At 39.0% G+C, this 21,705-nt stretch carries 14 protein-coding genes and 2 pseudogenes; 12 read left to right on the top strand and 4 right to left on the bottom strand.

Annotated elements, in window-relative coordinates; genetic code table 11:
* Positions 1-28: 28 nt before the first annotated feature.
* Positions 29-307, top strand: a complete 279-nt coding sequence (locus tag ACRYKC_RS17390; protein WP_433808637.1) for a hypothetical protein — start codon at positions 29-31, stop codon at positions 305-307.
* 275 nt (positions 308-582) lie between these two features.
* On the opposite strand, the gene ACRYKC_RS17395 is transcribed toward ACRYKC_RS17390, so the two are convergent.
* Entirely contained in the window at positions 583-966 is a 384-nt protein-coding gene (locus ACRYKC_RS17395) for a hypothetical protein (RefSeq protein WP_433808639.1), read from the bottom strand.
* Positions 967-1,345: 379 nt separating this feature from the next.
* Here ACRYKC_RS17395 and ACRYKC_RS17400 point away from each other — a divergent pair, with 379 nt between their 5' ends.
* From ACRYKC_RS17400 to ACRYKC_RS17410, 3 genes are all read left to right on the top strand, one after another.
* The gene (locus tag ACRYKC_RS17400) at positions 1,346-1,621 is read left to right on the top strand and encodes a hypothetical protein (protein WP_433808641.1); all 276 of its coding nucleotides are present in this window, start codon (positions 1,346-1,348) and stop codon (positions 1,619-1,621) included.
* A 625-nt stretch (positions 1,622-2,246) separates the two neighbouring features.
* The gene (locus ACRYKC_RS17405) at positions 2,247-5,471 is read left to right on the top strand and encodes a DUF4332 domain-containing protein (RefSeq protein WP_433808643.1); all 3,225 of its coding nucleotides are present in this window, start codon (positions 2,247-2,249) and stop codon (positions 5,469-5,471) included.
* Between the two features lie 14 nt (positions 5,472-5,485).
* Positions 5,486-6,001 carry a HEAT repeat domain-containing protein gene (locus ACRYKC_RS17410; RefSeq protein ID WP_433808645.1) on the top strand — a complete coding sequence of 172 codons (516 nt, stop codon included), beginning with the start codon at positions 5,486-5,488 and terminating at the stop codon, positions 5,999-6,001.
* 1,193 nt (positions 6,002-7,194) lie between these two features.
* Here ACRYKC_RS17410 and ACRYKC_RS17415 read toward each other — a convergent pair.
* From ACRYKC_RS17415 to ACRYKC_RS17425, 3 genes and pseudogenes are all read right to left on the bottom strand, one after another.
* Positions 7,195-7,248: pseudogene (locus ACRYKC_RS17415) on the bottom strand (excalibur calcium-binding domain-containing protein); the annotation flags it as partial.
* A 776-nt stretch (positions 7,249-8,024) separates the two neighbouring features.
* A complete protein-coding gene (locus ACRYKC_RS17420; RefSeq protein ID WP_433808647.1) occupies positions 8,025-9,074 on the bottom strand; it encodes a hypothetical protein in 1,050 nt (349 codons plus the stop codon).
* A 171-nt stretch (positions 9,075-9,245) separates the two neighbouring features.
* On the bottom strand, positions 9,246-11,900 hold the full coding sequence (locus ACRYKC_RS17425; RefSeq protein ID WP_433808649.1) for a hypothetical protein: 2,655 nt from the start codon (positions 11,898-11,900) through the stop codon (positions 9,246-9,248).
* A 920-nt stretch (positions 11,901-12,820) separates the two neighbouring features.
* On the opposite strand from ACRYKC_RS17425, the gene ACRYKC_RS17430 reads away from it, so the two are divergent.
* The 8 genes and pseudogenes from ACRYKC_RS17430 to ACRYKC_RS17465 form a co-directional block, all read left to right on the top strand.
* Positions 12,821-14,599 (top strand): sigma-54-dependent Fis family transcriptional regulator, encoded by a 1,779-nt coding sequence (locus tag ACRYKC_RS17430; protein WP_433808671.1) that lies wholly within the window; start codon positions 12,821-12,823, stop codon positions 14,597-14,599.
* 138 nt (positions 14,600-14,737) lie between these two features.
* Positions 14,738-15,118 (top strand): RidA family protein, encoded by a 381-nt coding sequence (locus ACRYKC_RS17435; RefSeq protein WP_433808651.1) that lies wholly within the window; start codon positions 14,738-14,740, stop codon positions 15,116-15,118.
* Positions 15,119-15,129: 11 nt separating this feature from the next.
* The gene (gene dpaL / locus ACRYKC_RS17440; protein ID WP_433808653.1) at positions 15,130-16,356 is read left to right on the top strand and encodes a diaminopropionate ammonia-lyase; all 1,227 of its coding nucleotides are present in this window, start codon (positions 15,130-15,132) and stop codon (positions 16,354-16,356) included.
* Positions 16,357-16,376: 20 nt separating this feature from the next.
* Complete coding sequence (locus ACRYKC_RS17445; protein WP_433808655.1) at positions 16,377-17,591, top strand: YgeY family selenium metabolism-linked hydrolase; 1,215 nt, start codon at positions 16,377-16,379, stop codon at positions 17,589-17,591.
* Positions 17,584-19,203 carry an N-acyl-D-amino-acid deacylase family protein gene (locus ACRYKC_RS17450; RefSeq protein ID WP_433808657.1) on the top strand — a complete coding sequence of 540 codons (1,620 nt, stop codon included), beginning with the start codon at positions 17,584-17,586 and terminating at the stop codon, positions 19,201-19,203. Before ACRYKC_RS17445 ends, ACRYKC_RS17450 begins: the two co-directional genes overlap by 8 nt.
* Positions 19,204-19,239: 36 nt before the next feature.
* Entirely contained in the window at positions 19,240-20,697 is a 1,458-nt protein-coding gene (locus ACRYKC_RS17455) for a sodium:solute symporter family protein (protein ID WP_433808659.1), read from the top strand.
* Between the two features lie 445 nt (positions 20,698-21,142).
* Positions 21,143-21,406, top strand: a pseudogene (locus ACRYKC_RS17460) (threonine/serine exporter family protein); the annotation flags it as partial.
* An 18-nt stretch (positions 21,407-21,424) separates the two neighbouring features.
* A partial coding sequence (locus tag ACRYKC_RS17465; protein ID WP_433808661.1) for a threonine/serine exporter family protein occupies positions 21,425-21,705 on the top strand: 281 nt, incomplete at its 3' end.

Here is a 21,705-nt window from a genome sequence, read left to right on the forward strand (position 1 = left end):
TTAAGTATGTCAAAAGAGGGATTGATTTATGGAGGATGGAACTTGGGAGGACTTTTTAGACATTATAGGATTAACAGAAAAAGAAAGAAGGTTGGCAGTGCTTAATGTAATTAGGAAAATTCCTGGTGGTAATCCGAAATATTCGGTTCTAGATGACTTATTTGAAATTTCTACCCGAACCTTCAATAAAAGAGTAACAGCTCTTCATTTATTTTGGTTTAACTCGATTTTAATTGTTCTGATAATTTTATTAGTTATCCTTTCAACTCAACCATACAGCAGAAAACAATTACTAAAGGGGATTTAAAATACTTAGAAATGCTCTGGTATGATTTGTTGGGTTCATACCTTGTGTTTTTGCCTGAGAAGTTAGTGCTTAAATCTAATAACACTGAAGATGAAGAAGCGTTTATTGGGGACTTGTTGAGAACTTACAAGACCATATTGTTAAAAACACCTGACGCTAATGAAATACTCCATTTATCCATAGATTGATGTAGTTTAAGAATAATTATCTTGAAACTGAGTCTTATAGAAAAGGGGGCTTTATTGCAGATAAGAACCATAAAGCACATTAATATTTTATTGCTTCTTTAAGCTAATTTTTTCAGGTAAATGGCCCTCGTATGTCAAAAGTAAATCAATATTATCTACTTTAAAGTGCTTACAACCAGGACAATTAGGGAGAAGAGAGGTATATTGCTGCTTATATTGTAAAGTGCCCTGACTTATCACTTTCTCACGTTCATATATAACGTATTCTATATTGCTAGGAAGTTCATCGTTTCGTATCTTTGGGGTGACCTTTATAGCAAGATTTACGTTTAGATAGTTTAATTCTGATTTAAATTGTGCTTTCCAATTATTGTTCTCACCGATATAAAAAGACTTACTATTTCCAAGGACAATAGCCACAGTAATTAAAGATGAAAAAATAATAATGATGTAAATGCTTCTTTTCCTCATAGGACCACCTCACTTAATTTAATGAAGTTTGTTTGTAATATATGAGGATTTTTGTTTCACTTTATGAAAAATTACTCGCAACATATCTTGAAATCAAGTCTTCTTGTATCAGGGGCAATTGTTAAATATGAGCAATCCCCTTTTAGCTGACGGGCAGGATTGTACAAGACTTGGTTCCAAATAAAATAAAGATCCCACTTATATTTGCATAAAAAAACGCTTAGAAACATCTAAGCGTTTTAAAACCGATTTTTTCATAATTACTTAATCGATTTCACTGTCGAGTATACTAGCCAGAATCTTAGAGGCTCTTTCCTCTTCTTCTAGTGTATTCTCTAAACCACCTATATTTATTAGTAAAGTGTTACACACTTTGACGGTGTGGTTGGTAAATTTAAATACAGGTACGATTCAGCCGTATGAAGAAATTATCATCAGACTTACAGGTTGTAATCAACATATGATCTATTGTGTCAGCCACCAATGGGTACAAAGATTTAACCAAAGCTTTGGAACAGAATATTCTCCAAATAATCGAGCACTTTTAGCAAGCCATTTAGAATCCACCCATAAGTTTACTTTACGTATATGGGGGAAAGAAGATAGGATTCCGAAATATTACAATATCGGACCAGGGGAGAGTATTTCCATTTAAGAAATATGTTAATTTGATATCAAGGATTTAGCTTGCTTCACCCCAAAAGTCAAATTGACATACTCTTAAAAGACCTGGCGGGAATAACACTATAGATCTAATAAGCCTCTCATAAGTTCACTGAACTTTTGGGGGGCTATTTCTTCCATGTTTTCAGTAATGTGCGCGTATATATTGATAATTGTGTTTATAACAAACAGTGCGTGAGAACATTTAAAACCTACTAGTCTTGGACACAAGGTTCGCTTCCTTCTGTCTTTATTCAAGTGGCTGAACAAGGCGCTAGCAATGATAATCCAGCGATTAAATTAAAAGAACCTCTAAGTTTCTTAAGGAGATGGAAGTTGAGTAACTTTGGGATTCATGCTTAACAACCTTAGAAAGGGCTCTATTCGAATTTTTTATTCAACTGTAATGACGTATTGGGAGTTAGTAAAGCTGATAGAGGGGATATTTATTTTTCGGCAAGATCGGTTATTGTAGAAGGAAAAGGAGATAAAGAAAGAGAAGTCTATTTTAATATTTATTAATTAAAAGGATGCCCTGAATCCATTCGTTGTATAGTTGTTTATATTGAAGTTAATACTGGACAGGAAGTAGATGAGTTTAGATGAGGAGGATGATGATGGAGAAAAAGAATGACTGTTTTCCAGGTGATTCCGATCATGATTATGAGATTCGTGGTGTGGTGCGTGATGCAAAAACCAAACGTGGGTTATCTGGGTATCATGTGACGGCGATAGATATGGACAAACAAGATGCGTCGGATTTTTTAGGAAAAACTGTGACGCGTTTGAATGGAGAGTTCTTGATTGCCTTTGATAAAGAGGATTTTGTGCAGTCGAAGCGGGAACAGGTGAATGAAGAGGGGCGGCCTGACCTTGTTTTGACGGTGGTGAACCGTTTTGGGCATGAAGTGAAAGTGACAGAGTTAAAGGTCGATGCCGATCCGATTGTGGAAATGGCGATAGATGTAGACATTCATCCTGAACAACAGCGTCCACAGGGACCGCCGATACAAAATCCGTTTAAAGTATTGCGAGAATCCTATAAAGAGGAAATCGCCATTTTATATAAAACAGGGATTACCACGCGAGATCGGTTGTTTGAAGCAGATTTGGAGCTAATTGCAGAAAAGGGAAACATATCGGTGCAGCGTCTGGAGGCGTTTCGTTTACATGCTGAACTGGCGTATGTGAAAGATTTTGAACTCGGAGTGGCGCGTGCTTTTGTCGCTTATGCAGGGGTTAAAACCCGTGAGGAAATGACTGTCGCTCAGCCTTTTCAATTGATGCGTGCCATCAAGCAGGCTCAAAAGGAGAAGGTCATTGATCCGAGTCGCGAGTTTTCTACGTCTATGGTGTATGGGTGGATAGGGGCTGCAAAGGGGTTTGACCCTACTTTGTTTGCCAATCCTTTCAATATAAGGAGTGTACTCCGTGATGCCAATCTGGTGTCAGAAGCAATCAAGAAATATAATCCAGGGATAGATATTATTAACGTGGCAGGTCTGCTCAATCCGTTTAATCGTTTGCAAGCGATGGGAAAGGTTCGGGCGCTGATGGAAACGGCAGGCGTTCATAATTTATCAGAGTTGGGAACCTTTGAGGTCAAAGGGACTCGTGTGATTCATCCTGGCTTTTATGTGGCACGCCCTTTCCGAAATAATTTAACGCGCCTGGCTTCGGAAGGCTTAATTGCCACGCTATTCAGCCATGGTGATCATTTTAAACGAATAGAAGCTTTTCCTGATGCGATTCGATTTGTGGAGAACCCCGTAACGGATGCGGTGATTATTGGGTCGCTTGTTGATTTTGTAGAAGATGGGCGTTTGGTGATTGGAAAAGAAGTGACTTCGTTGACGATTATTACAGAGGAAATTCGTTATAGCGATGTGAATCAAATTGTTTATGAAAATCACGATATTGTCCCACCTACTCGTCCTTCGATCAGTCCGCAACGGGCAGCAACAGGCCAGCCTCACAATGATCGTAATGTTTATGCTCCGGGTGAAGGAAATAGGGGACGTCTTGGCGGTAGAGGAGCGGATGGTCTGGATGGGAATACTGGAATTAATGGAGATGAACAGGGGGCGGCTCCTGAGGTCACCATTTATGTGCAACGAACGCCAGAAGGACTTCCAGATATTAATATTGGTGGTCGACGAGGAGGGCGTGGACAGCAGGGACAGCATGGAGGAAATGGAAGTGATGGGGCACGTGGAAGAGAAGCCAGCAGCGGGGCTTGCTATTGTCATCGTGAAGTAGGTCATGGCGGACATGGTGGCGATGGAGGAAAAGGCGGTGATGGCGGTGGTGGTGGTGCAGGTGGAACGGGTGGTAATCTAACCATTTATACACTAGATACCAACATTACCCGTTTAACTACAGAGCGCCCATATTTTGTCAATATGTCAGGAGGAGCAGGCGGAAATGGTGGTTCTCCAGGAGCAGCAGGGGAAGCAGGCAGCGGAGGAGCACCAGGCGATGATTCTTGGCCATGGTGTGAGCAAGAACCGAGCCGTGTCGGAAGAATTGGGTCCCGTGGGTCCGAGGGCAATTATGGTGAGGATGGGGGGAAAGGAAATGATGGAATATTCACATTACAGCCTCTTTCCTTGTCAGACTGGAATGCGGTCTTTAACATGCCTTGGATTATGCGGCTGGAGCCATGGGAAGGGTATGCTGGCGATACGATTCAACTGGTAGCACGCAATCTTACCACAGATACCATGATATTGTATGATGGTTTGGATTTACGTCCTTCTTCTTTGGATGTTACAACAGGACAAATCGATTTTGTGATCCCGACCGATGCGACAGGAGGAAGTCATGCTATTCAATTAAGGATTTCGGGTGTGAATGGATATGTTTACAGCAATACCGTTCATTTCCGCGCCTTGCCAAGGTTAGATGAGCTTTCTCCTCGTGAAGGAGTTCCTGGCACGCCGATTAGTTTGCATGGAAACTCATTTATGGAAGAGGCGCAAATCCGATTTGCAGGAACGACCTATGAACCTACGTTTGTTACCCCAACGGTAATTGGTTTTACATTGCCCGATCATGAAAATATTGCTACTGATGCAGGGGAAAAAGAGGTGGAAGTGATTAATCCAGATGGGCGTGAATCGAATACGCTCACGTTTGATTTAACGTTAGATATGGTGGTGCGCGTGAAGGCATGGCGTGTTTTCCCAGATATTTGGGTTGGAGGTGGCGGAGGTTTTGGCGGACCGGGACCGTGGCGCGACAATGACGATATTCAGGAGTTGTTTACCAATAGTCCGATGCCACGTGAAGTTTGGATTGACCACCACATAATTCTACAATTTGAACCTGAAATTGGGGTGGCTGGCGTTCCCGCAGATTGGGCAGCAAGTTGGCCGCGTGAGGGAGTGACGCACGCAGAAAATGAAGAAATTATCAAAGCAGTCGATGAGGATGGAAATTTTCTGCACTTTGAAGAGGGTGCGGTCAACTTTTACTTTGTCGATGATATTGATGATTGGACGACTCATGCTTATACCTATTGTGGTACAAGAAATTGCGCCGGTATAGAGCCTTGGCGTTCGGAATTTGTGATTTTTGAAGATACGCCACTTTTAAACGATTGGGAAGAAGCTCACGTGGCTGCCCATGAGTTGGGGCATGTATTTGGCTTGCCGCATGTTTGTGGAGATGAATCTGATGGGACCTTTGGACGTGTATGTAATGAAGAAACTGATGCCAATTACCTGATGTATCCGACAACCAGTTTGATAACTCGGATTTTTGAAAATAAGGGGAATACCTTAACAGAAGAAGAAGCACGAATTGCCCGTCGAGTTGCCCGTTTGTGGCACAATTTATAAGGAGGAAATCACGTATGGCAAGTAGAGTGGATCAAAAAGTGATGAGGCTTTTAAAGAGTGGTGTCTGCTCCGTGCAGCAGCAACGCGAAGAGTTAAAAGAGTTGGAGCCAGCAGGAAAAAAGGTTTTGCATAGGATTGCCGAGGGAGAACAGCCCGTAGAGCATATCAAACTTCGTGGGAATGCCATTCTAGCATTAGGATGGATGGAAGATGAATCATCGTTGGAGGTTTTGCAAAAGCTTATACAAACAGAGGAGCCTCCCCTCCAACTCCGCGCATTGCGTGCAGTTGGCCGCTGGCGTTCGACCCCTTTTCCCGCACAGATTCGGGCATTGATACGTGACCCTCATACGCGACCTGATGTGGCTTTGGCGGCGGCAAGAGTGTCGGTCAAGCTAGGAAATCAAGAGGTTGTGTCAGAGCTAGAAGAATTACGTACGCGTTTGCTTCCGTTGGTTTCTACCCCCAGGTCACCTTCTATTGTGAGTTTGGATCGTTTGATTGCAAAGGCGGAAAAACAGGAAGCATAACTTTTGGTTTATTTACCTCGCTTTCGACGAGATTAAGGTATAGCTGGTGATTATCAAAAAGACCCTTTCTTCGAAAGGAATCTGTGAAACGGATCATAACCCTTTACGGTATTAATGGCAAAGCGACATCTTAGTATTTCTTAACATCGTAATATTAACTGATGAAGAGCTTGGATTTCCAAGCTCTTCATTTATGAGTACATAAAAAACAATGGCAGAATTCCTTTAAGTACACCTATTAAGAATGAAGTTGGAGGAGTGTTTCAACTATGATCTGAGGGGCAAAGCGCTAACAAAAGTATAAAGTGTAGGTTTAAATTAACTTGGTACCTCTGAGAAAATTATTACCCTGTTCAACATGAGGGTGCAATTGTTGATTAACAACTGGTTCCTTGGCTAGATCATGGCAAAACAAATAGAGGGTAAATGGTAAGATGAAATCTGAAAAGCTGCAACATCTTCTATATCCCTTATGACATCAATTCTTTTATGACTGGATATAATCTATAATTTGAGAGTTTTATGATTTCCTTATAAAGAAAAGTGATTTTATGTGGTTTTTGCTATCTATGTACTTATATGACAATAAGTGTTATGTAGGTATGATGCAGGAGGTTCCTACACCCCTCTATCCTTTTCTAAAACTGTATTAATAGTTAGTTATAAATAGAGTTCTTCCTGATTCAAAGATGGCTGAAACTCCTTTCAAGCAAAGATAAAGACCTGGGGCAGAAATGGGGCAGAATTTCATTATTATTGCCCCAATTTTATTTGATTATATCATATACAGTCCTAGAAGATGTTGATCTAACAGGGCTTTATACTACCTATCTGTAACTGTCCCTACTTACTCCAACAGCCTTCTAAGCTATATGTAGACGAATTGTTGACCGAATTCGTCTGCAAGTATTCTTTCTTATCCGATTTTACCCCATAGTTAATTCGATTAATGGTTTTATATCAAAGTTTTCAGGATTAAACCAAGTAGATTAGTTAGATTATGCATTTGAATTTCTTTTACGATAGCCTCCTGGTGGATATTTCCTGGTTATATACAATGACAATGCCCTATATTTTATTAGATTATTTTTACAAGCAATATTATAATGCCTAGGAATAAGCGTCCGTTTAATAGTTATAGAACTCGTTTCCTACAAAAAATAACCGTCCAAGAATAGGACGGTTTATAAAAATTATTCGCATGCAACTCCATCACCATCTCGATCTAAATGGGAACCATAACCTGGAAAAAAAGAAGGGTTTTGCTACCTTTTTGTATGTGGATATGGAACCGAGATATGTGTGAATCTTGATCATAGGGTGGGAATGGAATTTTATTACATTATAGAGGGCTAACCTTTAAATAGCGTAACCCAAATTTAGGTTATGGTGTAGTTAATAAGGGTCCTGATAGGTGGTAAAGATACTCTTGATATTCATCCTCCCAAAAATCCATCATTTTCATTTTTTTATCCTCCATTGTTTTGTTTGAATCAACTCCTGATGTTAAAGAAATAGAACAAACAGAAACTAATTGAATTGTCCCTACGGCATTTGCTCGTTTAAGTTTAGGACCTTGAGAGGACCTGCAACCAATGAATATCTGCAATTTGAAGTGAAGAAGAAGATTTTGGCGGTCAAAGAGTTCTTCTGGTTAAAAAAGTTTAAATAACACGCATTTATTGGAAAAGCATGGCATTAGACATGATATATAATAGTATTAGATATTTAAAACTAAATAAGGGGAGATTAATCAGTGGAAACATTCTTATCGGTTTTAATGTTAATGACTTTAGCAGAGATGTTTGAGACATTAACTTAACAAAGTCCTTCTATCAAGATCAGGATCTATACTAGAAACTGAATGGTGACCAGTTAATTCTCTTTACTGATCGTGAAGATCCCGTAACCGCGCGTAGCAATGTCCAGTCAAACATCTCCCTATCCCAGATGATGATAACTGCAGTTTGTTACTCCATCAACCCTGTTTTATCCACTTAGGCTTTCCTAAAAGTTTATACTGTCAACAATCCAAATTTCTAAAAAAATCTATTTCATTAAATGATTCTAATTTTTTTTTCGTGTAAAGTCCCTGATCTTTCATCCAGCAGTGGCCTCTCTGGATTGCTGTATTATCGGTAATGACGGGCTCCGGTATTTTTTTATTTCTATTTATTTCTTTAAATCTGTTGGTAGACCAAACTTGACCACCATTAATATTTCCTTTTTGGATTTTTTGGTTGATTTCACCCCACCATCTTGTAAAGTCCCCCTCTGTATATATCCTTTTCGCATGGTTACCGGGAATTAATTTAGAAAAATGTGTCAACGAATGTGGCATACGGAGTGTTCGGGTAAAGGTTTCATGGTACTTTATGTTAGTGAACAGAGTAAAAGGTTCTGAAAAACCTAAAATTTTTCGGCTTGTGTTTGGACCCATAGCTATTACCCAAAAACGAAAGACCATTAACCTAAGATGCCATTTCAACTTTTTGCCGTTCATCAAAAAGCGTACTGTATGCGAGGGCTGGTCTACTAATATCAGGTCCCTGATTGGGTCAGTCTCAAAAGGATCTATTAGTTCGCTTCTAAAAGAATCTCCTTCAGAAGACCAAGGATGTATTAGCTCAGTTGGTGGCTCACTTGCCTCAAAACCCTTTGGCCCATAGTTGACTTGATGGATTGGTAGCATAAATTTAGATTCTTCTGTATAATTTCTTCTGGTATCTCTATGTCTTTTTTTAATTGTCACTTCACCGGGACCATTATAGAAAGGTCTGTAATCATTGTTACCGAGATCCAGTATTGGGCGAGCCCAAGTCTTAAAAATTGGTTGTTGGTCGTGATACTCAAACAGCATATGTTCAAAGAGGACATTCTGAACTATACCGATTTTCCACTTTTGAGGTTTGTTTGGGTCTTTAGGTGTTCTGTAATCTTTGTGATAGACAACGGTCATATCAATACTGAATCCAGGTAGATAAACATTAAAAGACACATACCTACTATCATATTGTGGTTGTGGTGGTTCATATATATTAAGTTGACCTATATCATAGAGACGTAATCCCATTGCATCATACCTCCTTTGAGTAATAAAGGCCAAGGATTTTTTAATGCCCCGATACTGATGGAGCACATTTATATCTTTACTCATATAGATATAAACCTTTGTACTCAAAGTAGAATTAACTAATTGAGTAAGAGCTTGTTGGATATGATTCCCTTTTTAAGATGTGTTTTTTTACAGGGGTTCTCCCTTCCTAACGTCCAAAGCACCAGTTGGTGTATATTCATACCAAGTATCTACAAGATTATCAGGATTTTCTTCATTCGCTCCCGGAGTATAAGGGTATTTTTCTTCTGACATTTGTTGCATTTCTTCAGCAATAGTCATATATGGATGGTCGTTCAATAGTTCTCCTAGTTTACCTGTTTCCATGAAGCTAAGAAATGATTGTTCATAGCCGGGACGTATTGTAAGTACAACCCTTGCTGCTCCTGCACGGAGGAAGTTACGGTGGATAGATTCATCATGAAACAGAAATTGTTTTAAATCCCATCTGCGCGTATCTGTCCAAAAATATGGGTAAAGTACGTAATTAACATTTTCCCATTCAATAGCTTGGTGTAGGAATTTTATTATTTCCCCATGCTCAATTGCCGGTTCATAGTACTGATCTTTAACTTGCTGAGTCCTGGGAAAGTAAAATTCAAGATCATCCTCCGTTTCATCATCAGAAAGTGATGGTAAATTCAATGGGTAGAAAGAAAAGCGTGGTCCTAGAACCCACCTTAAAACACCTTTCATTATTTCTTCTTTCTCTATCTTTCTTAACATAAGAGAATCTTCACGATCCAGATCATCTATTAAGTCATCACGCATCTTGGTCAAACGCATTATCTTATTTTGATAATTCACTTTCGCGGCATCTGCTAATCGTTTAAAACATCTCATTTGCCATTCTTTGTATAGACTCTCAGATGGTTTTCCTATTGCATTCAGAGTAATGGTCAGTGTGTCACCTCGTTTTGCTTTTCTATTTTCACTCCAATCGTAATAATAACGCCACATGTAACGATTGGAAGGGGATTCTCTAATTTTATCTATATTGTAAGATTTTTTAGGTTCAATATATCCTGATACTCTTTTTTCACTAAAATCTTCATTATCTTCATAATTATCAGTATCACCATTTTTTCTAAAGATTTTAGATCCTTTCGCTTCCACACCAACAATTTCATACCCATTAGGCATAGCTATTTCTAGGTAGTCGAATCCTACAATTCTGTCGGTAAAAGTTTTTTCTGCATGAGTGCTGACATAGATAGGTTCTTTAGGTGGTGCTTCAAGTGCAGTGTCATATTTTGCAGACAACCTCATCCAATTATCCTTGTCTATACTAGAAGGGTTCATATCGAAGGGATTAGGCTTATTCAATTCATCTTCAAGTTGCTTAAGTTGAAGATGTTTGCGCAACAAATAACTTCCTGGTTCTGGTAAAACTAAGTCGTAGGTCATTCGTATGCCATACCTATAAAGATCAATTTTCCATTTTTGCATTAAACGATGAAAGTCCCAACGTACCGCGTCGGTTGTAGTATTAGTAAACTCTCGATATGATTGCTCTTCAACTTCGTATTCATTAGTGACTTTAAAAGATATTTTGTGTTCTTGTTTAGAGCGTGATGAGGCCCTTTTAGTGATTTCTTTAGAACGTTCAGCAGAATTTTTTTCTGAACTGCTCACAGCTTCCCGAGAATTATAACCAACACTTGAAGCAATGTTAACGGGACCATATCCACCACTAGCTGAAAATGATGCATTGAGTGAAGAGTTGTGCTGTTTCTGTGTATTAAACGATTCAGTTAATTCAGATTTTTCGCTAAGAGCTTCTTCCGAAGTTGTTTCCAATGATGTGCTAATCAGTTCAGTAAATTCTTTCTCTGTTCGGCTCCATTCACGATGGGAGAGACGAATCTTTTCACCTGGTATTAAAGGAACTGAGTACACAAGTTCACCACGCTCATAACCTATTGGAGTGAATTGTAAACGTTCGAGATGCAAATATCCAACGGGCTCTACTTTTTGGATTTCAGCCAAACTATCGATCATCTTTGTTAAATTGGAAAAAATGTGTTTATTATGTTCTGTAAATGTAGCTAGGTGAAGGCCATCAGCTGCGTTAGCTATTGAGGGTACAGACAGAAAGTTAATTTCACTAAGAAATGTGGCTGTTTGTGGAAAACGTTTTTTTAGCTCACTATGCAAAATTTCTTTATTAATTTTACTGAGTTCTATCTTAGCGGGTGAACTTAAAGTATTAATATTATCTAAAGGTCGACTACCTAAGGTTGCTTCATTTAAGCCGTTAAGATCAACTGCTTCTAATGGTTGATTGTGAAAATTATTATTCCACACGGGGTTACCGATGCTATGGATTTCTGTAAGTAAAGTGTTACTTAAGTTTGCTATCTCTTTGCGAATTTCACTAATGGTTTCAGAAGTAACCCCATTATTTTTAGCGATATGTGTGATTGTTTCTTCTACATCTTGTTTAGCTTTGTCCAACAAAGAAATACTTTCCCTTAAAACTTTCTTGGAGAATTGAACAATTTCTTCCATCTCAATGCTGCTAAGAAGTGAAGTTGCAGCATACATATCACCTTCCCATATCTTTTTAATTGCAGAGAAGATTACATCTTGGTTATCTGTTTCGTTTAATTGGTTTAATGTATACAATGAGGTTTTTTGATCTTGAAAAGCATAACTTAGCAATACATTTTTAACAAATGGCATTTGAGGTTTAAAACCCTCAATATGATTACCTACTCTCTCGGAATTAATTATTGGTGTATGAACAGCTTGATTTATGGAACGTGTTTCAGGTGAATTCAACAACAGCTACCTCCTATAAATGGATAAATATATTTATAATGTTACCTAAACCTTAAATATTATCCGCTTTTTAAAATATCCCAACTGTAATGAGGGAGTAGAGTGGTATGCTCTTTCAGGTATCTAACCATCACAAACCGATGGGTTTAAACTTTCGTAAGCAATACATCTAAGGAATCAGCTGTTTTACAGCTGATCCTTTTTTGGCTTGTCTGTACCGTCATTATTTGCTCTCTGGAGCAACCATTGTCCCCATTCGTTTTACGTCCTTCTTCAAGATTTACTCGTTTGTGAATTCTAGGCTCCCATCTGTTACCTGGAAGAAGTCATCCTCTCTTCTATCCTCACGAAAGTTACTATTGTTTAGTGCCAAGCTCACCAGTGTCAATCTGATTAAAAAGAGTAACTATAATTGCTCCGATTTACTTTAGATAATGGGGCAGAATTGGGGCAGAAAATGGGGCAGAATTTCTTTATTACTGCCCCGGTTTTATTTGTCTTCATCATTATTAATCAAGAAAAACGTTGATTTAATAGTATTTAGTTATATTTTCTCTTGTGCAACCATACCCCCACTCCAACAGCCTTCTAAGCTATATGTAGACGAATTGTTGACCGTAATCGAAATGTCCAGAAGAAAAAAGCACCTAAAATTAATTAGGTGCTCTTATTTTTGTACTCTTCTTATTTCTCAACTTTTAATAATTATGACTCTTTATCTATGACAGTCCTCAAAACTACGCAAACCCCTATTAACAGTTTTAATGCTTTAATTAATGCAAACTTTGTCCATATTTTGTATTGAGCATATATAAACGTATATAAAGAATTATTGTTAGATTTTCTGACTAATTATTAGAAAATTCAAAACCCCCTCATGCTATACTGTAATAAATTGAGGGGGGATTAGAGTGGACTTGATGGATATCCAACCAACCGTTCAAAATATTGCAGATGCAATTGCTTCCGTACTAAAGATAGAAGTGGAAATTGCTAACCATAACTTTATTAGAGTAGCAGGAACTGGAGAGCAGAAAAGCGGTGTCCTTCATCAAATGGAAGGCGATTTAGTTTATCAATCAGCGGTACGTACTGGCTCTCCGGTAATTATAGAGAATCCTGGATTTGAATCTGTGTGTAAAAGATGTTTGTTTTATCAGGATTGTTCAGAGACAGGTGAAATATGCTCTCCTATTACATATAAGGGTGATCCAATAGGAGTTATAGGACTTCTTGCTTTTAATGAGGATCAGCGTATCCGTTTATTTGAGAATACTGATGATATCTTAAAATTTCTTGAAAAAATGGCTAATTTATTGGCAAGTAAATTGCATGAGCATGAAATGCTTGAGCAGGTGACTAATAACTCTTTAAAGATGACAAAAATGATGAACTTGGTAGAACAAGGAATCATCATGGTGGACGAACAAGGAAACTTAGCTGAAATGAACGTAAAGGCTAAAATGCTACTTGGAATTAATGAAAAGACAACTTCTGAATTTCAAAAAAAAGTTTGCAAGTTTTTAAAAAAGATAGATTTTACATATCAGAATAAACGTCAAACCGTAAGTCTCACGATAAATGGTCAAGAGCAGCAGCTATTAGTCACTTTACAAAACTTAGTTACATCCCAGCGTGCTAGCGAGTATCTTTTAATCATTCAAGCTGTCGAGGAAATTCAACATCTTGCGGACAAGGCTGTGGAAGAGAAGAAAAAATCCTTCGAATCGATTATCGGAATTAGTCCTCAGCAAAAGGAAGTAAAAGAGTATGCCTTTAAAGCTTCTCAATCACATTCGAGTATATTGATTCAAGGTGAAAGTGGAACAGGTAAAGAGGAATTTGCTAAAGCTATTCATCGAGCGAGTCCAAGAAACGATCAACCTTTCATAACAGTGAATTGTGGTGCGATTCCTGACCATTTATTAGAGAGTGAATTATTCGGTTATGAAAAGGGAGCCTTTACAGGTGCTAATCAAACAGGTAAACCAGGGAAATTTGAATTAGCTAATAAAGGAACAATATTTTTAGATGAAATAGGGGAGATGCCCACTCAATTACAAGTGAAACTATTACGAGTGCTCCAACAGATGGAAGTAGAGCGGCTTGGGAGTACTAAAACAAAACCGGTGGACATTAGAGTAATTGCAGCTACAAATCGGAACTTACAAGGTATGGTTGAAGATGGAATGTTCCGTGAAGATTTATACTTCCGGCTAAACGTAATTCCTATGATGATTCCAGCACTCCGCAGCCGTAAGGAAGATATTCTTGCTTTGAGCGATTATTTTATAGAACAATTTAATGAACAATTCAATGCTAATGTTCTCGGCTTTGGTAAAGAAGTAAAAGAATTAATGCTTAATCATCGTTGGAAAGGTAACGTCAGAGAATTGAAAAACTTCATTGAATATTTGTTTAACTTTATTCAAAATGGGTGGATTACTTTAGAAGAAGCAGAATCAATCATTTCTCGAAAGTTGGACATCGAAAAACAGGGGCAGTCACCCTCTCCTTCATTCTCTCTTGAAAAAATGGAGAAAGAAACTATTGAAAAAGCACTTATTTATGTCAAAAAAAATGAGCTGCCAATTGAACAAGCAAGTGAATTATTAAATATAGGACGAGCTACTCTGTTTAGGAAGATTAAGAAGTACCATATTGATACTTCGTCTCATTTTGATACCTTTAAGGTATAAGGGAATATCAGTGGCTTTGGTCTCATTTTGAGATATCAGTCACTGGTATTTTTTTGTGATTGTTATTTTCTCAATATTCTAAACTTTGGCATGGAAATTGCATGTTATATAGATGAAAGCTAATAAAGGAGGTTGACCATGATCAAGCAAGTAAAAACAAAAAAAGCACCATCTGCAGTTGGTCCATATTCTCAGGCAGTTATATCTAACGGACAAGTATATCTTTCCGGTATGTTACCTCTAAATTCAGATAGTGGTGAAATCACTGGTGACACTGTTGCAGAACAAACAAAGCAAATATTAGATAATATCACTGGCTTACTTGAAGAAATAAATCTTCATTTAACTGATGTGATAAAGACAACCATATTTTTAGACTCAATGAATGACTTCCAGCAAGTCAATGATATTTATGGAGATTACTTCTCGAATCATAAACCTGCTAGGAGCTGTGTCGAGGTTTCGGCAATACCTAAAGGCGCTCTAATAGAAATCGAAGTAATAGCTCAATTGAATTAGGAGGTAAAGTGATGCAAAAGACAGACTTGAAAGTAATTAATTACACGAAAAACAAATTTTATTCAAGTGAGTATAATTTTCAAGAATTATCTTTTTTTCACCAAAAAGAAATAGCTAAAGTACATGATCTTCAAAAATCCCATAGCAGCTTTACAGAAACGCCATTATACCAATTAAACAATCTCGCTAAAGAACTAAACGTTGGTGAAATATATGTGAAAGATGAATCCCAACGTTTTGGATTAAATGCTTTCAAAGTAATGGGGGGTATTTATGCTATGGCTAAGTGTATAGCTGAAAAAATTGGTGAGGAAATTGAAAATCTATCTTTTGATGTTTTGAATTCAAAAAGAGTTAAAGAACAGTTAGGTGACCTTACTTTTATATCAGCTACGGATGGCAACCATGGTCGTGGAGTAGCTTGGGCAGCAAAGGAACTCGGATATCAATCTGTGATTTATATGCCAAAAGGTTCTTCTGAAGCACGTTTAGAAGCCATACGTAATGAAGGAGCAGAAGCTTATATATCCGACATGAATTATGATAATGCCGTTCGTTATTGTGCCAATCTGGCTGAAAAGAATAACTGGATAATGGTACAAGATACTGCTTGGGACGGATACGACGAGATTCCATTGTGGATTATGCAAGGTTACGCAGCGATGGCCAAGGAAATCACCGGTCAACTTGTAAGTCATGAAGAAAAACCACCTACTCATCTTTTTCTTCAAGCCGGTGTTGGTTCCTTTGCAGGTGCTATTGCTGCCTATATGGTTGAGCACTATAGAGAAGATGCTCCAACTATAGTAGTGGTAGAGCCTCATGAAGCAGATTGTTATTACCGTTCATTTTCAACAGCGGATGGCGATAGAGAATTGGTTACTGGAGATATGGACACTATTATGGCAGGGCTTGCTTGTGGTGAACCTAATACTCGAGCATTCCGAGTTCTAAGGCAATATGCAGGTGCCGCTATTTCTTGTTCCAATGAGGTTTCGGCACTTGGTATGCGAATTTACGGAAATCCATTGGGAGATGACCCGCGTGTCATTTCAGGAGAGTCAGGGGCAGTAACACTCGGATTGCTCCATTATTTAAAAAAGGATTCCACCTATACATCAATAACTGAAGAGCTTGGATTAGGTGAGAATGCACGAGTTCTACTCATTAGTACTGAAGGAGATACAGATGCTCAACATTATCGCGATATCGTATGGAAGGGACATTATCCGAATTAAAAATGAAGGAGGAATTTTATATGTTAGGAAATCAGCGAAAACAAGATGTTATTGAATTATGTCAGTCATTAGTGAAAACTCAAAGCTATTCCGGAGAAGAAAAGAATGTAGCAGATGCGATTCGAGAGTACGCCACTGAACATGGTGCAGATGAAGTCATCACAGATTACTACGGAAATGTTTTGCTTATTTGGAATGGTGACCGCCCTGGTCCAACTGTTTTGTTTGATGGACACATTGATACGGTTCCTATCCAGGAGGAAGAGTGGTCGGTTAAACCTCTTTCTGCAGAGATAAAGGACGGGAAAATATACGGGCGTGGAACTTCTGATATGAAAGGTGCCGTTAGTGCAATGATTTCAGCTGCATTAAATTTTGCACAAGATACTAATCAATCTTTTCCGGGTAGGATTGTTGTCTCTTGTAGTGTTCATGAGGAATGCTTTGAAGGAGTAGCTACTCGACTAGTCAGTGAAAAAGTGAATCCAGATTACGTCGTGATTGGTGAAGCATCTAATTTGAACTTAAACCGTGGACAACGGGGACGAGCTGAAATAGTAGTTGAAACATTTGGAAAGTCTGCACATTCCTCCAACCCTGACAAAGGCTTAAATGCTGTGTATCAGATGAATAAATTAATATCAGCAATTCGAGAGCTTCCAGTTGCCACTCATGAAATTATGGGAGAAGGAATTTTAGAGTTGACGGATATTAAATCTTCTCCTTATCCAGGAGCTTCTGTAGTTCCATCACATTGTGTGGCAACATTTGATCGTAGATTACTAGTCGATGAAACTAAAGAAACAGTGTTATCTCCTATAAATGATTTGATAGAGAAACTTCAGCAAGAAGACTCGACATTTAAGGCGAAGGTGAGTTATGCCACAGGAGAAGAGCGTTGCTATACAGGAGAGATTATTGGTGATGAACGGTTTTTTCCAGGGTGGTTATATGATGAGCAGGAAGAATTTGTAAAAACTTCTCATCAAGAATTGGTGTCACTTGGTTTAGATTCTCAGCTTTCTCACTATTCTTTCTGTACCAATGGAAGTCATTTTGCTGGAGAGGCGGGCATTCCAACGATTGGTTTTGGTCCATCCCCGGAATCACTTGCTCATATTGATGATGAGTACATTGAAATTGATCAGTTAGTGAAAGCCACTGCTGGTTACTCGTCTATTATGAAAGCTTTAAGTCAGATAGAAACTAATAAGGAGGAATCTAAATATGTATGATCTGCTAATTACTAACGGAAAAGTTATCGATGGTACAGGTTCACCGTGGTATTACGGTGATATTGCTATTAAAGATGGAAAGATCGCAAGAATCGGTAAGCTTAACAATATTGAAGCGCGTGAAGTGATTGATGTAGATCACAAGGTAGTAAGTCCTGGGTTTATTGATATGCATACCCATTCAGATCTTGTCATTCTTGACGAACCGTTAATCGAAGCGAAAGTACGACAAGGAATTACGACTGACCTGTTGGGCCAGGATGGTATTGCAGCAGCGCCTTTACCTGATAACTATGTTTCTCCTTGGAGGAAGAATCTGGCGGGACTGGATGGTACACCACCAATAGAATGGGACTGGAACACAGTACAAGACTACTTAGATAAAATCGAACGCAATGAACCGAGTTATAATATAGCAACGCTTGCTCCTCATGGCAATATTAGGATGAAAGTAATGGGATTAGAAAACAGGCCCGCAACATCTGAAGAAATTAAACGAATGCAGGAGGTTCTGAGGCGGTCGCTGAATGAAGGGGCTGTTGGTCTATCTACCGGACTAATCTATCCCCCATGCTGTTTTGCTGAAATGGATGAATTAGAAGCTTTATGTCAGGTGATTGCTGAGTATGGGGTGCCACTTGTCATTCACCAACGCAGTGAAGGTGATGAGATTCTAGAATCAATGCAGGAATTGATTGATATGATGAAACGTTGTGGAGCTCACCTTCATTTTTCCCATTTAAAGAACTGCGGAAAAGATAATTGGCATAAAACACCTGATGTACTAGCTAAAATCGATCAAGCACGCTCAGATGGTTTAGAAGTCACATTTGATCAATATCCATATACAGCTGGAAGTACGATGCTAAGTGCAATATTGCCACCATGGGCTCATGATGGAGGCACAGAAAAGATGTTAGAGCGGCTAGAAGATTCACAGCTAAGAAAGCGTATCGTGGAGGAAATGGCTAATGCTTTAAAAGGTTGGGACAGTATGTCGAAATGGGCAGGTTGGAATGGTATAGTCATTACTTCAGTCAATTCACCCGAAAATCACTCGTTTGTAGGTAAAACTATTGAACAGATCGGTGCTATGAAGGGACGACATGATTATGCTGAACTTGCACTGGATCTAATACTAGAAGAAAAGAATGCTGTAGGTATGATTGATTTCGTAATGGATGAGGAGTCTGTGAAAATGATACTCGCACATCCGTCAGGAACGATTGGAAGTGACGGCTTGCTTGGAGGAGAACCTCACCCTCGTGCCTATGGATCTTTCCCTAGAATACTAGGAAAGTATGTAAGAGAAGAAAATGTTCTGCCACTAGAAGATATGATCCGTCGCATGACATCTCAACCGGCAAGAATTATTGGTCTTCAGGATCGGGGTGTACTTCGTGAAGGGATGGCTGCAGATATTGTTGTGTTTGATCCTGATCTAATCATTGACCAGGCTACATATGAAAGCCCTCGCCAATTTAATAGAGGGATCCAAAGAGTCATAGTCAATGGTCAAGTAATTATCGATGAGGAAAGAGCTTATCGGAAGCCAGCAGGTCATGTTTTCCGCCGTTCTCATCCTACCACAGTAGTTAATGTTAATTCGTAACCGCCAATCAGCCTAAACTTTTGAGGAGGAACAAAAATGGGTGTAAATACAACGGTTATCAGCATCGTAGTGGTTTATCTAGCCATTATGGTATTAATTGGTGTTGTAGCTTCTAAGAAAATCAAAAATAATGAGGATTTCTTAGTTGCAGGTAGAAAAATGGGACCTTGGCTACTAGCTGGAAGTTTAGCAGCAACTGAAGTTGGGGGAGGATCTTCACTTGGAGTTGTAGAGATGGCCTATGGGGATTGGGGATTTTCGGCGTTCTGGTATGTAACTGCGATGGCGGTAGCTTTTATCATTTTATCGTTTATTGCTCCCCACTTACGGAAAGCCCTTGTTAAAACTGTCCCAGAATACTTTTCTAAACGATATGGAAAGAAAAACGGCTTAGTAACTGCGGTTATTATGCTCTTACCTATGGTCGGTTTAACTGCTGTTCAGTTGATCGCTTCCGCAACAATCCTCTCCGTTATGACAGGTTGGAGCTACGCTCTATCCGTAGCTGTAGTTACAGTTGTAGTAGCTGCTTATAGTGTTATGGGTGGAATGTTTAGTGTTGTTTACACAGATGTAGTACAGTGGTTTTTTATTCTAGCTGGTATGGCCTTAATTATCCCTTTTGCCTTAGATTACGGTGGTGGTTTTACAGAGCTGACTGCTAATGTGCCTACCGAAAAATGGAGTATGGTCGATGGAGCTGGTTTCGGTACAATACTTGCCTTAGTTGTTATGTATGTGGCGTCCTTTACTGTTGGTCAAGAGGCTGTTCAAAGATATTACTCCGCAAAAGATGGAAAGGCAGCTAAGCATGCCTCTTATATAACTTCAATCGTGTATGTTATCTTCGCATTCATTCCAGCCTTTATCGGAATTCTGATGTATGGAATGGTGCAGAATGGGCTAATCGACGGTAGCATAATAGCGGAGCAAGGTGCAAGATACGCATTACCTGTTATGGCGGTAGAAGTATTACCTTCCGTGGTTGTTGGTATTCTATTTTCAGCTCTAATATCGGCTACTATGTCCAGTGCTTCTAGTAACCTTTTGGCGGCAGGATCAATTTTCACTAATGATATTTATCATCCATATATCAAGAAAACAGCAACCGACGCAGAACTGCTGAAGATGGTTCGTTGGACTATGCTGATAGTAAGTGGATTAAGCTATGCAATAGCAGTATTTGATTTCGCTAATTTGATTACTCTCTTAATGTTCTCCTTCACCTTACGCGCTGGTGGTGCATTTTTACCTTATGTGGTTGGACACTTCTGGGAGCGGGCCAGTGCCGCAGGAAGTATGGCCTCTTTAATTTTAGGAAGTATCACGGTAGTGTTGGCTGAAAGGGGAATTGTTCCATTCTTCGGTCTTGATCCTATCTATCCAGCTTTAATTGTAAGTGCAGTGGTATTCTATGGTGTGTCCCGATTTACTAATCAATCAAGTTCCAAGTATATAGATGTTGATAGGGAATCAGAAGCTAAAGCAAAATAATGTTTGGAGATTTTGTTATAACATGGTTTTTAGATATAGTCATACAGGAAATGGAAATCTAATGGGTTTATAAAAAGAAACTTGGTATAAATAACTCTGCCCCATTTGGGGCAGAAATGGGGCAGGATTTCTTTATTATCGCTCCAATTTGATTTGTATATAACATTTTAAATCCTAAAGAAGGTTTATTTGACGGTACCTAAACAACTTTAATCTATTGTAATAATACGTATTCCAACAGCCTTCTAAGCTGTGGGTCGGGAGTTCGAATCCCTCCTGGGACGCTAACTAATTAAACGCTGAAACCTTTGCCAGACAAGGGATTCAGCGTTTTTCTTATGTTTTAGGTATTGGGGCTGGTTGGTCACTTTACCCCCACTTGGGGCAGGATTTCTTCAAGCTCTTTTCCAGATCCGTTATAACCTAAAAGGTGGCCATGCATTCACTCTATAAAAGCAGTTCTGAATTCATTGCTTCGTTGTTGATTGGTTTTACAGCCTTTTCCCTTTTTTCATTAGGTATTGGGAAGGAAGTTGATAAGGTAGTTGTTGGTTCTGTCATGCCGTTGGTCCCTGGCCTGCTCATCACCAACGCTGTAAGGGATTTGATGGCAGGTCATCTTATCTCAGGACTCGCCAAGGGGGTGGAGGCCTTTTTAACGGCTTTTGCAATTGGGGCAGGTATTGCTGTTATGTTTGCACTATTTTAGAGATCGTGAGGAATGACTATGTTGATTGAACATGCCATAGCAAGCTTTTTTGCATCAGCTGCCTTTGGAATCATCTATCAGGCGCCAAGAAATACGATCATCGAATGTGGTCTCGTCGGCATGATTGGTTGGGTCATTTACATATCCTTAGTATGGGAAGAAGTCGACAGTGTCCCAGCTACACTCATCGCCTTCTTTGTTATTGCCATGGTCAGCCAGATGTTGGCAAGGATATACAAAACGCCTATGATTATATTTAGCGTACCAGGAATTATCCTCTCGTACCAGGAAGTCTCGCA

It is taken from the genome of Halobacillus sp. A1-3 (genome assembly GCF_050971765.1).
GTDB lineage: Bacteria > Bacillota > Bacilli > Bacillales > Halobacillaceae > Halobacillus > Halobacillus mangrovi_B.